Origin of the sequence: Nitrosospira multiformis ATCC 25196 (assembly GCF_000196355.1) — a bacterium.
Taxonomy (GTDB): domain Bacteria; phylum Pseudomonadota; class Gammaproteobacteria; order Burkholderiales; family Nitrosomonadaceae; genus Nitrosospira; species Nitrosospira multiformis.
In genome coordinates, this window is record NC_007614.1 from 2,987,311 (window position 1) to 3,002,329 (window position 15,019).

A 15,019-nucleotide genomic window follows, 5' to 3' on the forward strand; every position below is an offset into this window, starting at 1 on the left:
CCTGAATCTTGTGAAGCTTGCGAGCATCAAGGATGGAAATATCTGCAAGAACATGTTGCCAGGATTTGCTATAAATCATGTGCTACATTGTAGTTGGGTATCTGTTCAAATAATCCGGGAGGGAAGCCTCATGAATATTTTCAGACGTCATCCTTTGTTATTGAGTTGCGGCATCGGCTTCGCCATATTTTCGGGCGCCCTTGCAGCTCAGGGTTTCGATCAGTTGAAAGATATCACCGGAAGCGGTCTCGGGGGCGCAGCCTCGTCATTGGGACTGTCATCGATAACGTCCGGGAGCACGGGTAATGCCGCAGGAATTATTGAGTACTGCATGAAAAACAATTATCTGAGTGGCGACAACGCTTCTTCGGTCAGGGATCAGTTGATGGGAAAGATTACCGGCGGCGGAGATCAACCAGCCCAAAATAATCCCGACTATATCAACGGTGCGCAGGGTATCGTGAGCGGCAGTGCGGGTCAGAACGTGGATTTGAGCATGGCGGGCATGAAGGCTTCCGCAGTGAAAAAAGTATGCGAGAAGATACTTGAGCAGGGCAAGTCCATGCTTTGAAAATCTGATCCAGAGGGTTTCAGCCTCCCATAAAGGCTTTCGCCGCTTCACTCTCTAGTGTCCAGCAGCGCATGCCGGGGGAAGTTGCCCCAGGCAGGCTGCAAGGACGGTGGAAAACGCCAGATGATGGACAACAAAACTGCTATCGCTCATCCCTTGCTTGCAGACAACTTGGGTACCTGAACTCCCCTCTCCCTGAGAGATCTCGCCTCATTCTCTTGGTCATGCTCCTGCTCCTGTGCTTGCCTGTGCCAACAGAATCTGCACTACTTCTCGGTCGCTAGTAGCAAACCTCAGACCGGGTAAGACAAAGTGCTTCCGCTTACCGGTTCGGCTCCTGACCTTCAAGGCAGTTCTAGCTCGCCCCCAACTTATGACATAAAATCATTGGCAAACAACTTGTAAGAAATTTTCAGAAAAACTATAGTCCGATGGCAACCTCCCAGGAGCGCACGAAGACAACGTCAATGAGTTGCAATAACTCAGCACGCTGCTACCGCTATCTCATTCGCATCGATCAGCGGCGACCCATTTTTATTTGAGGAATGGCAATGGATCATATAAGGAATGAAGAACAGTCTCTTGAAAATGTCGGTACGCTTTTATCCAGCGAATCCATTCTCGGCGAACCCGAACCCTGGGAAAGCTGGGAAACCCAACTGTGTTTGTGGAGCATAGGGATCGGTATCGCCGGACTTGTCATCCTGGGTGTACTGGTCGACTTGTTCCTGCTACCCAAATAAGACGGATGCAAGCCGATCTCGAAGTTCGGTTGACACACGACGGTCATCGATGGATAGCGCACCACTCCAGCTTTGAGGCGTGCGGAAAGACTTTGCTCGAACTGGACGAAGACGTGACGAGATGCCTGCTGGATCGGCAATTATTCCAGCAGAATAATCAGGTCATGGTCTTCATGGCTTTTGACTACACCTGCATTCCAACCTGGATTCGGCAATATGCCTACCACTATTTCAATCGCTACATCCGGTTGGATCTGAAATCACCCGTGCAAAAAGTGCAATAACAAGGGCAAACAAGGGGGATAAGCGAAATGAACAGAAAATGGTATTCGGGCATGGCAAGCACCGAGGATTGGTGGGCTGTGTGGCTGGGGCTGATCATGTTTCTTGCAAGCGTGAGTTCCCTCTGGGGATGGGATCTCACTGGCTGGATGGCAAAAACCAGCACCTGGGTTTGGGGAAAATTCTCGATTGAAACGGCATTGAAACCCAGCGGCAAGGTGGCGCTGCATCCCGCCATGTCGTTGCTGGTCACCTATCTGGTATTCACCACGCTGACCTGCATTGCCGCATGGGCGATGAAGCTCGATGTAAAGCGATTCTTTGCCGCATGGACCGTGCTTTTTGTGCTGACCTGGATTGCCTGGATCATCGGGCAGGAAGCCCATTTCAAGGTGCCGGTGCACGAGTTCGCCAAGCATGACCTGTCCTGGGGATTGTCCCTTGGCGGCGGCTTCTCCTACCTGCTCGCCCTCGTGATCGGGCTGATTATCGGAAATTTCTTCAAGGGAACAGCTGCGTTTCTGAGTGAAGCCGCGAAACCGGAATGGTTCATCAAGACTGCCATCGTGTTTCTCGGCATCAAGATCGGCGTCATGTCCATGGAGGCGGCGAGCTTCATTCGTGAACTGGTCCTGACGGGCATCGCGGCCACCTTTGTTGCCTACATGCTGTTCTGGCCAATCGTCTATGCGCTCGCCCGCAGAGGGTTCAAGCTGTCGCGCGAGGCTTCGGCCGTACTCTCTTCCGGTATTTCCATCTGCGGCGTCTCGGCCGCGATCGCCACCGCCGGCGCGATCCGTGCCCGCCCCGTCATTCCAGTCGTCGTCTCGATACTGGTGGTGATCTTCGCCATGTTCGAGCTCATCATCCTCCCAGGGTTTTATGCTGCCGTAGCTCCCGGCCAGCCTATCGTCAACGGGTCTGCCTTGGGGCTGACGGTAAAAACCGATGGCGCCGATGCAGCCGCCGGGGCGATACTCGATGAACTGATGCGGGCGAATGCCCAGGCTAATGGCATAGTGTGGAAAGAAGGCTGGATCCTGATGGCCTCACTGACCACCAAAATCTGGATCGACGTGTTCATCGGCGTCTGGGCATTTCTGCTGGCACTGGTATGGGTATACAAGGTGGAGCGCAAGCCGGGGCAATCCAGAATCGGGCTCTCGGAGATCTGGCACCGCTTTCCCAAATTCGTACTGGGCTATCTGATCGTCTGGTTTTCCTATATCACACTTGCCTCAAGCGGGCCGGAAATTGCCAGGACCTTGCACAAAGCCGCGGAACCAGTGGAAGGCTCCATGCGCACCATGATGTTCATGCTGACCTTCCTCAGCATCGGCACCATTACCGATTTCAGCAAGCTCAAGGGAATGGGCAGGCTGGCGCTGCTTTATGCGATTGCCCTGTTCGGGATCATCGCCCCGATTGCTTACGGTGTTGCATGGATATTCCATCGGGGGATGATGCCGCCAGTGCTGTAATAGCGAACGCGGCGACTGAGGGAAGGGAAACTGTGTTCTATTTGAGCAGCTTGGCCGAGATGAAGCCAGAAGCTTTGTATGCTATTCCTCTACGCTGATACCGGAGCCACCCATTTCCTTTGGGAGATCCTTCATCTTGGGCAATCCGTCCTTGATGCGCAATACCGTTTCCTGATAGTTGACATGAATGCCGGGTCGATATGGAAAATCAGGAATGGCTGCTGCGTATACATCCGTAAGTCCCATGTCCGGATGCTCGGTGAAGAGATGACCGCCACAGGTTTTGCACCATTTGCGATAGCTGCGCGGCGTTTTGTTGTAGGTGCCGATGTTTTCCTCCCCTGATATGACCTGCACCGCTTCCGGTTTCCATAAGATGAAGGCGTTGACAGGCGAAGCCGACCAGTGGCGACACGATTCGCAGTGACAATAACCCATCGCTTCCGGCTTGCCGCTGACGGTAAACTGAACCGCGCCACAAAAACAACTGCCTTTGTAGGTTTTTTCGTTGTTCATCGTAACAATCCATGTGCTGTAGCAGTCCCATGATAACCTCGATTTGTCGATTATTCCTTTACTGTGGTCATGTAACACGCTTTTGCCGACTTGAATACCTTTTCAGGAAAGCCAGGTACCCAAGACCCACCAACATTAACAGTGCACTGGGAGGTTCTGGGACAGAGGCAAGTGCTACAGCGAATCTATCGGTATATACCGTGGCAGTCGAACACTGCCCTGGAATTTGTAGAAAGATTTGCATCGCGAACACGTGAGAAACGTGGGTCAGAGTTATCTGGCAGGAATGTATCAATATCGAATGAAGTTGAGTTGAGTGCCACCCATCGGTTGTATTCTCGATATTACCGTTTTCATCAGCAAATCCAATCGCCGCTTAAGTACAAACAGAATGGCGCACTACACTAGAAGCGATGCTAGGTCTTGGTCATCCATTTGTAATTCTCTCGCAGAGAGAAAATAATCGACTTTTGACTTTGCTTTTCCACTTTTAAAAAACATCCTGTGCTGATATTTGACACCTTCTTCCTTCTTTTCTTGTTCTGCTGCTTTACTAACTACGTCTAACGCCTCTCCGTATAAGGCTTTTAATTTGTCGATATTGCCGTAAGTAATGTCAATTTTCATTCGTTCCGCAATGCTTCCGATGGCATATAAAATAAAATAGGTAGCATGCAAAACAAATACCCTGTCCATATATTGATCTGGTTGATCGTTGATTTCCCGGCGGACCGCTAGTTTCTTACTCTCGATATCTTTGTAAATCAAATAAGACACGAGCAAGTGTTCTGCTGTCAGATGGTCTGAAAATATTTCATCATATTTATCGCTAAAAATACGCCTCTTTTCGTCTTTAGCTTCAGCCGGTTTTCCGAGTATGAAAGCCATTATTGCTTGGGCTGCTTTCTCTGCATCTATTACCTGTTGTTTCGGGAGATCCGAAAACATACCTTTTTTTCTTTCATAAAAGAATTTAAAAGTATTTTTAAGGTCTGCTTCGTACTTTCTCTGAGTAAAATCATTTGACCGAAGGTCTCTGCTTGCGACCGGATTTTGACTATTTGTAAACTCGGAAATACTTCCAATTAATTGTTCATTCTTGGTTTCGTAAATCCGAACGAGTAAATCTGTCTCGTTTAGGCATTCTGGATTTTCCTTTAGTGCTTCATGCAACGCGTGAATTGTCTGGCATCCGTTCACTATCTGAAAATCCTTCAGTTCGAGAATGGGGCTGCGAACGGCTTTCGGATATTTAAATTCTGAACAAGTAACTGTGATGCCATTGTTATAGTAAAAAAATCGAAATCCTTCTTCCGAAGTGGCAGTCTCTTTGATCGCCTTGTTTATCTTCGATGATTTTTTAAGATAAACGCGCACATTTTCATCAAACGCGTCCTCCAATATGTCATACGAACCGAAGTCTAATGTCTCCCAGTCGGCCCTTTGGCGTGTTACTTCATCATCTAAAACGATCCTAATAACATCTCGAGCGTCGATATTGGCAATTAAGGCCCTCACATCTCCATCGGATTTTTCGAAGTAACTTTTGTCTATTAATTTTGTTTTAGCGGACAAATGCCTCTTCCCGCGTTTCGTAATTCGCTCAATAATGTGATGTCCGAGAACCTGATGATGAGAAACATCAGAGAATCTTGAAAGATCAGAACTGAAGCGACGCCCCTCTTCGTCTGTTAGGCCCTTAAACTGGTTTGTGCAGAGATGGATTACAAAAGTCGGCGAAGTCGAGTCAAATAGAGACCATATATCCTCAATTTTAGCGAAAAGGGCTTGATTTATCTCTTGCTTAAGGGCGTTTTCTTTGCTCAAAACTTTAGCTAGAAAAGAAACGACTTTGTCGGTTTCATCGGAAGGAAAGTTAGAATTAAGCTTTTCAAGTTTGTCAGTATATTTGAAGTTAAATAAATGGACTGTTGGACCATTGTCTTCATCGATAAAAACAGCATCTATGCCACGATCATGACCGGTACTTCCCTTCATTGCCGACAAAAATGAGGTATCCGTAATTGCATCGATAGCATCATCTTCGGTAACGTCAAGGATCTGCATTAGGCTAAAAATCATAAATTTGTGGGAAAAATCCAGCTTGTCTTCTCCCACTTTTTTGATTTGGTTTCTAGGCTCAGGACTCATTAATTGAGATAGAAGATGACAGTTGCGGCGATACAGATGGCAGAGAAGAAGGTATGGGCACAGCGGTCGTAACGCATGGCGATCCTGCGCCAGTCCTTGAGCCGAGCGAACATGTTCTCGATCCTGTGCCTTTGCCTGTAGAGGGTCTTGTCGTATTTGATCTGGATTTTGCGATTCCTTTTTGTCGGTATGCAGGGCGTCATGCCTTTGGCACGCAACGCTGCCCGGAACCAGGCAGCGTCATAGCCGCGGTCTGCAATCAGGGTTTTGGCTTTGGGCAATGACGGCAGCAGCACACGTGCTCCCTTGTAATCGCTCATCTGCCCTTCGGACAGGAGCATGGCCACAGGCTTGCCCTGACCGTCGCAGACCACATGAAGCTTCGAGTTCAGGCCGCCCTTTGTGCGACCGATACGGCGGGGAACATCCCCTTTTTTAGCAGGCTGGCTGCCGTGCGGTGGGCCTTCAGATGCGTGGCGTCGATCATCAGCCTCTCGGGCGTTTCCTCTTTACCGGTCAGTTCCACAAAGATGCGGTTGAACACGCCCAGTCGGCTCCAGCGCACGAAACGGTTATACAGTGTCTTGTGCGGCCCGTATTCCCTGGGGGCATCCTTCCATTGCAGGCCATTCCGAATGACGTAGATGATCCCGCTGATCACCCGCAGATCATCAACACGGGGAACTCCGTGGGACAAGGGAAAATAAGGTTTTATACGGTTGAACTGTGTTTCCGACAGGTAAAACAAATCTCTCATGGCAGCACCTCCGCCATAAGTGAATCACATTTGATCCTATTCGTGAATCATGAAATTAATAGGTCCTGAACCTAATTAAACTCAGGTCTTGAAGGTTGGGGGCGCGATTCATATTTGTTGTACAGATGTTTATTCTGGATTAGTCAACTCTGGCAGCAGAACTCCAGGCGGAGCATTCGGCTCGGTAAAAAGCCGATAATTCTGCTCAGATTCAACTAGCGAGCGAAAATCACTTCCGGTTCAGGTATCGCTGCCTGGCTTGCTCAAAGAAAATCAATTCGGCTTGTGAATGATTTCCGTAAGTTCGCCATTTCGGGTAGTAGTCGTTATCCGCTTCATTACCCCACGCCAGCCAATTCGGTCGTGTGCCACGAGCAAACAATTCCAGGTAAGGACCAGGACTACAGGACTCGATAATTTCATACATCTCGTCTGGCTTGCGCGAATGTTCACGTTTCTGGGTAGCCAGAAAATTAACCTGGCGACGTCCCGGCGCCAAAGTACGAGCACTCTTACCCCGCACTCCGAATAGCACGAGTTCGGTAACATTGCGAAAGTAGAAACCAACGCCGCGGCCGTCTGGTCCGCCATCCTTGCGGATCTTGTGCCAGACTAGATTGCTCTTGTATTTGAAACCCCAGGCTTCCATGACCTTTAGCCCTTCCGGTAGAAGAGCATTCGGCACCCACAGGTAAAGATGTGCGGTATCTTCGGCGAGCGCACGCACGGGTAAGCTCAGGATTTCATCAAGCTCCATAGTGTCGTAACGATTCAGCCGTTTGTGCTCCGGCGCCATCTTGCCGGTGCGGTTCTGGAACTGCCAGGGGGGATCGGCGAGGATCGTGCTGAAACGCTTGTCAGCAAGATGTTCCAGCAACTCTGCGGCTGGGTTAGGTGTTTTTTGATTCATATTCTGCCCAATCCGTAATGAGATTTGGTGTAATACCTAGCGCTAATACTGGACAGCCTCCATGTCTGCCAGCATTCAGGCGGTACAACAGCTTGCCCATCCATGTTGTGCTCGCTCCATATTTTGTTTTAATAAGCTTCGGCTTGCCGTTCTTGCTGGTCTTGGGCGTACCATCGCTGTTTAGCTCAGGGCCCAGCTTTTCGAAAACGGCATTGAGTGAGGCGCTTCTCGTGAGGAGAATAGCGGCGTCGATCAGGTCACATTCATGAAAAGCGCGGAAGGCATAAAGATCCCGGTCAAACGTCTGGTCCTTGCTGTTCCACTCCAGGTCAAATGCAACACGTTTCTTGACGTAGTCCACCTTATGCCCATCAAGAAAATTCTCCCGGACAATGCGCTCAACCTGGCCCTTGTTCTTGAGCTCCTCAATCTTTTCCAGCGTATCCGACTCGTTTTCTTCCATGCCCTCGAGATCTTTCTCCCCCAAGTTTTTGTCAATTGTTCCGGATACTTTGGTAATCAGCAAGTCTCCCTTGATGCGCGTTTCCATCCAGCCTTTTGCTCTTAGAAGCCCAGAGATCCGTTTGGGAATATCGGATTCGTTGCCCCCAGGTTTACGGATATCCGCCAGCGTCAGGCGAAATACGCGGAGTGCCTCGATGATCTCCTGAAATTCGTTGGGACAACCGGTTGCCAAGACCTGCGCCGCGTTACGGTAATTATGAATTTCGTAAAGATCCCGGATGTCCTCGGGGATAAAAGCATCGATCGGATTCTCACTCATAAGGAAGTGCTATTGCTTTACAGGGAGCTTCACAAGTCCAAATCCGTCCACATCCCATCCACCCTTGCCTTCACCACCTCATCCATCGTAATCGGCTTGCCCCATTCCCGGCTGGTTTCCCCTGGCCATTTGTTGGTAGCATCCAGCCCCATTTTTCCACCCAGCCCTGAAACGGGGCTTGCGAAGTCGAGATAATCGATAGGCGTGTTTTCCACGATCAATGTATCGCGCGCAGGATCGACTCGCGTGGTGATGGCCCAGATGACTTCCTTCCAGTCACGGATGTTGACGTCATCATCGGTGACGATAATGAATTTGGTGTACATGAATTGCCGCAGGAAGCTCCACACGCCGAACATGATGCGCTTGGCGTGGCCAGCATATTGCTTCTTCATGCTCACCACGGCCATGCGGTAGGAACAGCCTTCCGGCGGCAGGTAGAAATCGACGATTTCGGTGAACTGCTTTTGCAGCAGGGGCACGAATACTTCGTTCAGCGCTACACCCAGTATGGCGGGCTCATCCGGCGGCTTGCCAGTGTAGGTGGAATGGTAGATCGGATCGCGGCGCATGGTGATGCGCTCGATGGTAAATACCGGGAAGGTTTCCTGCTCGTTGTAATAGCCGGTGTGGTCGCCGAAGGGGCCTTCCACCGCTGTCTCATCGGGATGGATGTATCCTTCCAGCACGATTTCGGCGCTGGCGGGAACCTGCAAATCGTGCGTCAGGCATTTGACGATTTCGGTTTTCGCGCCTCGCAGCAGTCCGGCGAACTGGTACTCGCTCAAACTATCCGGCACCGGAGTGACAGCACCGAGTATGGTTGCCGGGTCCGCCCCCAGGGCTACTGCAATGGGATAGGGCTGTCCCGGATTGGCAAGAGTGAAGTCGCGAAAATCGAGGGCGCCGCCTCGGTGAGCCAGCCAGCGCATGATGACTTTATTGGGGGCGATCACCTGCTGGCGGTAAATGCCGAGATTCTGCCGGGTCTTGTGGGGACCTTTGGTAACGGTCAGTCCCCATGTGATCAACGGGCCCGCGTCGCCCGGCCAGCACGTCTGGATCGGCAGTTTGCCGAGGTCCACATCCTTGCCTTCCCAGACGATTTCCTGGCAGGATGCCCTTGAGAGCTCCTTTGGCGCCATGTTGAGCACCTGTTTCAGCACGGGCAATTTCTCCCACGCGTCTTTCAAGCCTTTGGGAGGATCGGGTTCTTTCAGATAGGCAAGGAGCTTGCCCACCTCGCGCAGCGCCTCGACCGAATCCTGCCCCATGCCCATCGCCACGCGCTTCGGCGTGCCGAACAGGTTTCCCAGCACGGGAATGTCATGCCCCCTGGATTTTTCGAACAGGACGGCAGGACCGCCCGCTTTCAGCAGGCGGTCGCAGATTTCCGTCATTTCCAGATGAGGATCGATCTCGACTGCCACGCGTTTCAGCTCGCCCTGTCTTTCGAGTTGCGCAAGAAAATCGCGCAGGTCCTTGTACTTCATTTACGCCCTTTACGTCCGGAAACCTTAAGAAGCCGCTCTTACCAAGTAATCCAGCACGATACCGGCAAATATCGTCGCACCCACCCAGTTGTTGTGGAGAAAAGCCTTGAAGCAGCGCGCGCGGTCGCGGTCGTGGATCAGGCGGTATTGATACAGGATGAGTCCCAGCGCTGTGGCCAGGCCAATGTAATAAATGACACCGAGATTCTGCAGCAGGCCGATGGCAACCATGCCCGCGAGGAAAGCCATATGGCACAACACCACACCGACGACGTCGAAACGTCCGAACGTGATGGCGGAAGTCTTGATGCCGATCCGGAGATCGTCCACCTTGTCCACCATGGCGTATTCGGTATCGTAGGCGATCACCCACAACAGGTTTGCACCCATCAGGAACCAGGCAGGAAACGGCACTTCCCCGGTCTGGGCGGCGAATGCCATGGGGATGCCAAAGCTGAAGGCGATGCCGAGGTAAGCCTGCGGCATGGCAAAAAACCGCTTGGTGAAAGGGTAGCTTGCGGCCAGGAACAGGGCGACAAACGAAAGCTCGATGGTAAGCCGGTTCAGCGGCTGGATCAGCAGGAACGCCACGAGGCTCAACCCTGCAGCCAGCAGCAGCGCTTCCCTGGTGCTCACCGCTCCAAGTGCCAGGGGGCGGGTCCGGGTACGCTCGACATGTCCATCGAAATTGCGATCAGCATAGTCGTTGACGACACAACCGGCGGAGCGCATCAGCACCGTCCCCAGCACGAATATCAACAGGATATCCAACCGCGGCACACCTTCCGCTGCCAGCCACAAGCCCCATAGCGTGGGCCACAACAGCAGCAGAATGCCGATGGGCTTGTCCAGCCGCATCAGCTTTTCGTAATGCACGAGACGTTGAGTGAGTGTCACGCAAGCTCCAGGATGGAAGGAAGGAATACTTCGGTAACCAGTATGGACTGGCCATGCAGCGTGAACAGGGAGCGACGCGCCCACAGATTCCCCGGCTGCACCCGCAACTTGCGGCAGGCGCGGCTGAAAAGCGGATGAGCCGCAGTCAGCTTCTTGAAGCGGAGCGGTGTACGCTTGACGACAGGATTGGTAAATAACACTGTCCCCAGCGACTTGTTGCCCAGTCCGATCAGGCTGCGCCATGCGCCGCGCAAATGTTTCCGCGCCACCACGGAATGGGCAAAGACAACCGGCGTCTCGCCGCAATATAAATACACTTCCCGCACCAGGGCCAGTTCATCCCGCCGTAAATTCATTACGGCCAGTTCATCGTCGCAGACCGTTGCCAACGACTGGAACACTGGCTTGACACTGAACTCACTGCAGCAGCGGCGCTGAATAAGCTGGGTAAGAGAGCCGCGATTTTGCAACCAGCCCCGGGCGCGGGGCGATATGGAGGAAGGTGCAGGATGCCAGTCCGATAGCTGGGCAGCATTCATTCCGGAAGAGCTGAAAAGAGTGAATTATGCCCCATAATCCAGCCCGGCTGAATCCTTAGCCCGGATATTTCACCAAACCGGCCTGAGAATTGTAGAAAGCAGTATGAACACGGGTATTTGATCAACTCAGGCGGAATCCGGCTTATACCAGGGGTCTTAACAGCACAGATGGATTTTGCGGCATCTTTGCACCCCTGGTTGATGCAATCCCGTTTCACTCGGGCGCAAATGCGCCAATAAGGGAACGTAGCGTGCCCATCAATGTCAGCGCCCATATCAGCAATGCGAACCAACCCCAATAGTACGAAATAACCGCCAGGGATTCATCCCCCGCCGCTTTCGCCAGGGCAAGCGTGCAGGCTGTATACATTCCCATCGGAAAGACTCTGCTCCATGCCGGAGGATCATAAATCTGATATTGCCGGCCCAATGCCAGCCGGGACCAGGGAAAAACTTTAACGCACAACGGTACGGGGCCAGCGATCCCGACACGCGTGAATTTACGGATATCCATGATCACCTGATAGGGAATCCACAATGTGCCGACAACCCAGGCGAACAGGGTCATCCATAATGCACACTCCCGTATACCGTTCCATGCCGGGAGGAGGGGCAAATGCGTGACAAAGTCTGCGCCTGCCAATGTAATGATCGCGGCGGCCCCCATGCAGATCCAGTAAGGAGCGTCCCAGTCTGCGAGTTCGAATCTTCTGAAAAACAGGCAATGGGTTACCAGCGACACGATTACCAGGTACAGGATAAATCCGAAAGCCCAGAACGCACCCACTGCAAAGTAAACGTAACCGGGCGGTGTTGCTATTGCCTCGAGCAGATGAGTCGCAAGCAGAGCAACCGAAACCGTGCCCACCGCAACCAGCAGCGTCGCACCGGTCACGATTTCGTGGATATGCTGCGAGCGTGCAGAGACAAGATTGACGGCAATGGAATAAATGCACATGAACCAGCCAATCAACGCCACCAGCCAAAGTGACGCTGCCAGCACAATGGCATGCTTGAAGACAAACAGCTGCATACCAACCGTATTGGTTCCCACCACGAACGTCAGAAACAGCCAGGCGCGCCGCAGCGTCAGGAAATCCGACTTCAGATCCGGCAGGAAAAATGCCATCCTCGCGACGAGGACGGCGCACAAGGTCAGATAGAAAATCAAATTCAGCAGGAAGAGCGCCTTTGCTATGGCGGAAAAACCCATCGCTTCAAAGGCAAGAGATACGATGCCGGTTGCCATCACCATGGCGAAGTAGGCAGGATGAAAATTCCTTACGCCGTTAGTGATGATAGCCTGGTATCGGCTCATGATGGTGCCTGTTCATGAGGCAGAAGTGATCAGGGTTTTCGTGAAAGCAGCAGCAATAGCATCGGTACGCCCAGCAAAGCGGTCAATACGCCCACAGGTAACTGTTGGGGGGCCCATAGCGTCCGCCCCAGGGTATCGGCCAGCGTGAGAAAGCTGCCCCCCAATAATACCGCCAGAGGCAATAACCAGCGAAAATTACTGACCCCCAGCAGGCGGACCGCATGCGGTACGATCAGGCCCACGAAGCCGATGACTCCCGCGAGCATCAACGCCGCCACGGTGGCAAGCGATGCGCAAAAATAAATTCCTATTTGCAACGGTAGCACGGCCACGCCTAAAGTTCTTGCCTTCATTTGACCCAGTGACAAAACGTTCAGGCTCCCGGAAAAAAGCAGGCTCACGGCGGATACGAGAATGAGCGTTACCCAGGCTGGCAATGGCTCTTCGGCACGCGAAACATCCCCCATCAACCAGAAGAGCATGCCTTTGACATCGCTCGCCGGCGCAAGGGTAAGAATCAGCGTTGTGAGCGCCCCGCAACCAGCGGACAACACCACACCAGTCAGAAGCAGCCGGTAAAGATTCCAGTTGCCCGCGCGAAAACTCAGGCCGAATACAATGGCAACGATCGTCAAAGCTCCCGCTAGGGACGTCAGATTCGTCAGCAGAGTTCCCCACCCGAGGAGCATGGCAAGGAGTGCGCCTACGGCTGCGCCCCCCGAAACCCCCAGGATATATGGATCGGCGAGAGGATTGCGCAATAAAACCTGCAACAATGCCCCCGCCAGCGCCAGAAGACCGCCGCAGGCAAAGGCGGCCAGTACCCGTGGCAGGCGAAGTTGCCAGATAATCTGATGAGAGATGCTGTCGGTTGAAGACAGCAGTGCTTGAACGACGCCGAAAACCGGAATATGGACGCTGCCGAACAGCAAACCGATGAAAAGGCTGCCCATGGCCAGCAGGCCGAAGAGAACCAGCAGCAGGGGATACGAATGTCTGAAGCCTGCGCCTGATGTCATGCCAGTACGCAGATATTCAATGCTCGCGACTGGGAGAAAGCAGCGGTGAATAGGAACAACTGCCGGTTTCCGTCGGGTCGTTTCAGCATTAGGCAGCAGGGACTGCTCTTTGCCGCCCTCTCGCCTGCCTTAAGCGCCCACCTCCCCGGTGCCCTCCTCTGCGCTATCGCAGGCTGATGATGGGCCACCCGTTTTTTTCCGCATGTGCCCTGAGTGTTGCGTCAGGATCCACTGCCACCGGGCGGGTCACTTTTTTAAGCAGCGGCAGATCATTTAAGGAATCACTGTAAAACCAGCTTTCCAGAAAAGATAACCAGGTCAGGTTATGATGGTCCAGCCAGCTTTCCAGGCGCACGACCTTGCCGTCGCGGAAACAGGGAGGGCCGGAAACCCTGCCCGTGAATTCCCCATCCCTTTGCTCCGGTTCGGTAGCGATGAGATGATTTATGCCGAATGCCCTTGCAATCGGCCCTGTTACAAAACTGTTGGTTGCCGTAATGATGACGCACAAATCGCCCGCAAGCATGTGGCGATTGACGAGCTTGCGCGCCTGCAGCGTGATCAGGGGCAGAATCCTTTTTTCCATGAAATCCTTGTGCCAGGCATCCAGCTGGCTGCGAGAATGACGCGACAGGGGTTTCAACTGAAAATCCAGGAATTCCTGGATATCCAGAGTACCTGCCTTGTACTGCTCGTAGAATTCGATATTGCGGGCTTCATGGAGTTCGCGGTCGAGCACCCCCTGCTCGATGAGGTGCTGTCCCCACTGGAAGTCGCTATCGCCCGCAAGCAGGGTATTATCGAGGTCAAATAAAGCAAGATTCATGAGGCGGCCTGCAATAGCTCGCGTACCAGCGGAACAGTTATTTTCCGGTGACTCGCCAGCGAATATTTATCCAGCGCGTTAAGCTTCGCCATCAGGGAAGTCAAATCGCGCCGCTCATGTCGCAGCAGGTAGTCACATACCTCCTGTGGCAAAGCAAGGCCGCGGCTGCTGGCGTGGCTTTTCATGGCTTCCATTTTTTCCTCATCAGTCAATTCATGAACCTCGTACACCAGCCCCCATGCAAGGCGGGTAAGCAGATCTGCGCGCAGCTTCAGCTGCGTGGGAGCGACGGAACCGCTTACCAGCAGGAACGCTTGCCCTTCATCACGGATACGATTATAGAGATGAAACAGTCCGATCTGGGCATCGGCACCAAGGCGATCCACGTCGTCCACCATCACGCAATCGGCCTCGCTGCCATTCGCGAAAGACGTTCTCTCGCCACACGCGAAATAAAGCGTGTTCATGTCATTGCGCTTGCACGCACTGGCAACGCCTTGCAGCAGATGACTTTTTCCGCAACCCGTTCCCCCCCATATATAAACAAAACGCTCGTGCTTCCGCATCATTAGAAGGTTATCCAGGGTTTGCAACAACTCCGCGTTGCGGCCCGTCACGAAATTGGATAAGGTCGGTGGCGGAGGGATTATGTCCAGCGGCAATTGCTTCATCAACGAGGGAGCTGTTACTGGATATCAGGATAAGAAACAGGCGATACGGACGCAGACGTAG

17 protein-coding genes are annotated in these 15,019 nt (G+C 52.6%); 4 read left to right on the forward strand and 13 right to left on the reverse strand.

What is annotated here, in order from left to right; all coding sequences use genetic code 11:
* The first annotated feature begins 52 nt into the window (after positions 1-52).
* The 4 genes from NMUL_RS15490 (at position 53) to NMUL_RS13565 (ending at position 3,077) form a co-directional block, all read left to right on the forward strand.
* Complete coding sequence (locus NMUL_RS15490) at positions 53-571, forward strand: YjjA family protein (RefSeq protein WP_080557724.1); 519 nt, start codon at positions 53-55, stop codon at positions 569-571.
* A gap of 551 nt (positions 572-1,122) precedes the next feature.
* On the forward strand, positions 1,123-1,314 hold the full coding sequence (locus tag NMUL_RS13555; RefSeq protein ID WP_011381887.1) for a hypothetical protein: 192 nt from the start codon (positions 1,123-1,125) through the stop codon (positions 1,312-1,314).
* A gap of 5 nt (positions 1,315-1,319) precedes the next feature.
* Complete coding sequence (locus NMUL_RS13560; protein WP_011381888.1) at positions 1,320-1,598, forward strand: DUF5395 domain-containing protein; 279 nt, start codon at positions 1,320-1,322, stop codon at positions 1,596-1,598.
* Positions 1,599-1,625: 27 nt separating this feature from the next.
* The gene (locus NMUL_RS13565; RefSeq protein WP_011381889.1) at positions 1,626-3,077 is read left to right on the forward strand and encodes a putative sulfate exporter family transporter; all 1,452 of its coding nucleotides are present in this window, start codon (positions 1,626-1,628) and stop codon (positions 3,075-3,077) included.
* Between the two features lie 81 nt (positions 3,078-3,158).
* Here the strand turns inward: NMUL_RS13565 and NMUL_RS13570 are convergent, their stop codons facing one another.
* The 13 genes from NMUL_RS13570 to hda form a co-directional block, all read right to left on the reverse strand.
* The gene (locus NMUL_RS13570; RefSeq protein WP_011381890.1) at positions 3,159-3,593 is read right to left on the reverse strand and encodes a GFA family protein; all 435 of its coding nucleotides are present in this window, start codon (positions 3,591-3,593) and stop codon (positions 3,159-3,161) included.
* Between the two features lie 67 nt (positions 3,594-3,660).
* Positions 3,661-3,837 carry a PEP-CTERM sorting domain-containing protein gene (locus NMUL_RS16645; RefSeq protein ID WP_146063191.1) on the reverse strand — a complete coding sequence of 59 codons (177 nt, stop codon included), beginning with the start codon at positions 3,835-3,837 and terminating at the stop codon, positions 3,661-3,663.
* A gap of 155 nt (positions 3,838-3,992) precedes the next feature.
* Entirely contained in the window at positions 3,993-5,744 is a 1,752-nt protein-coding gene (locus NMUL_RS13575) for an AIPR family protein (RefSeq protein ID WP_011381891.1), read from the reverse strand.
* Positions 5,744-6,501 (reverse strand): IS5 family transposase gene (locus NMUL_RS15495; protein WP_148235532.1). Its coding sequence is split into 2 segments (ribosomal slippage): positions 5,744-6,168 and positions 6,168-6,501, totalling 759 coding nucleotides; the frame shifts between segments, so codons are not numbered across the junction. Before NMUL_RS15495 ends, NMUL_RS13575 begins: the two co-directional genes overlap by 1 nt.
* Positions 6,502-6,730: 229 nt before the next feature.
* Positions 6,731-7,411 carry an MT-A70 family methyltransferase gene (locus NMUL_RS13590; RefSeq protein WP_011381892.1) on the reverse strand — a complete coding sequence of 227 codons (681 nt, stop codon included), beginning with the start codon at positions 7,409-7,411 and terminating at the stop codon, positions 6,731-6,733.
* Entirely contained in the window at positions 7,392-8,195 is an 804-nt protein-coding gene (locus tag NMUL_RS13595) for a BglII/BstYI family type II restriction endonuclease (RefSeq protein ID WP_011381893.1), read from the reverse strand. The genes NMUL_RS13590 and NMUL_RS13595 overlap by 20 nt, the downstream gene beginning before the upstream one ends.
* Positions 8,196-8,224: 29 nt before the next feature.
* A complete protein-coding gene (gene ubiD, locus NMUL_RS13600) occupies positions 8,225-9,688 on the reverse strand; it encodes a 4-hydroxy-3-polyprenylbenzoate decarboxylase (RefSeq protein WP_011381894.1) in 1,464 nt (487 codons plus the stop codon).
* Between the two features lie 24 nt (positions 9,689-9,712).
* Positions 9,713-10,585, reverse strand: a complete 873-nt coding sequence (ubiA, locus tag NMUL_RS13605; protein WP_011381895.1) for a 4-hydroxybenzoate octaprenyltransferase — start codon at positions 10,583-10,585, stop codon at positions 9,713-9,715.
* On the reverse strand, positions 10,582-11,124 hold the full coding sequence (locus tag NMUL_RS13610) for a chorismate--pyruvate lyase family protein (protein WP_011381896.1): 543 nt from the start codon (positions 11,122-11,124) through the stop codon (positions 10,582-10,584). The genes ubiA and NMUL_RS13610 overlap by 4 nt, the downstream gene beginning before the upstream one ends.
* 214 nt (positions 11,125-11,338) lie before the next feature.
* Positions 11,339-12,442: a tellurite resistance/C4-dicarboxylate transporter family protein gene (locus tag NMUL_RS13615; protein WP_011381897.1), complete on the reverse strand. Its 1,104-nt coding sequence runs from the start codon at positions 12,440-12,442 to the stop codon at positions 11,339-11,341.
* Between the two features lie 29 nt (positions 12,443-12,471).
* Positions 12,472-13,461 (reverse strand): FecCD family ABC transporter permease, encoded by a 990-nt coding sequence (locus tag NMUL_RS13620; RefSeq protein ID WP_011381898.1) that lies wholly within the window; start codon positions 13,459-13,461, stop codon positions 12,472-12,474.
* Between the two features lie 163 nt (positions 13,462-13,624).
* On the reverse strand, positions 13,625-14,287 hold the full coding sequence (locus tag NMUL_RS13625; protein WP_011381899.1) for a histidinol-phosphatase: 663 nt from the start codon (positions 14,285-14,287) through the stop codon (positions 13,625-13,627).
* Complete coding sequence (hda, locus tag NMUL_RS13630) at positions 14,284-14,958, reverse strand: DnaA regulatory inactivator Hda (protein ID WP_011381900.1); 675 nt, start codon at positions 14,956-14,958, stop codon at positions 14,284-14,286. The genes NMUL_RS13625 and hda overlap by 4 nt, the downstream gene beginning before the upstream one ends.
* Between the last annotated feature and the right edge of the window lie 61 nt (positions 14,959-15,019).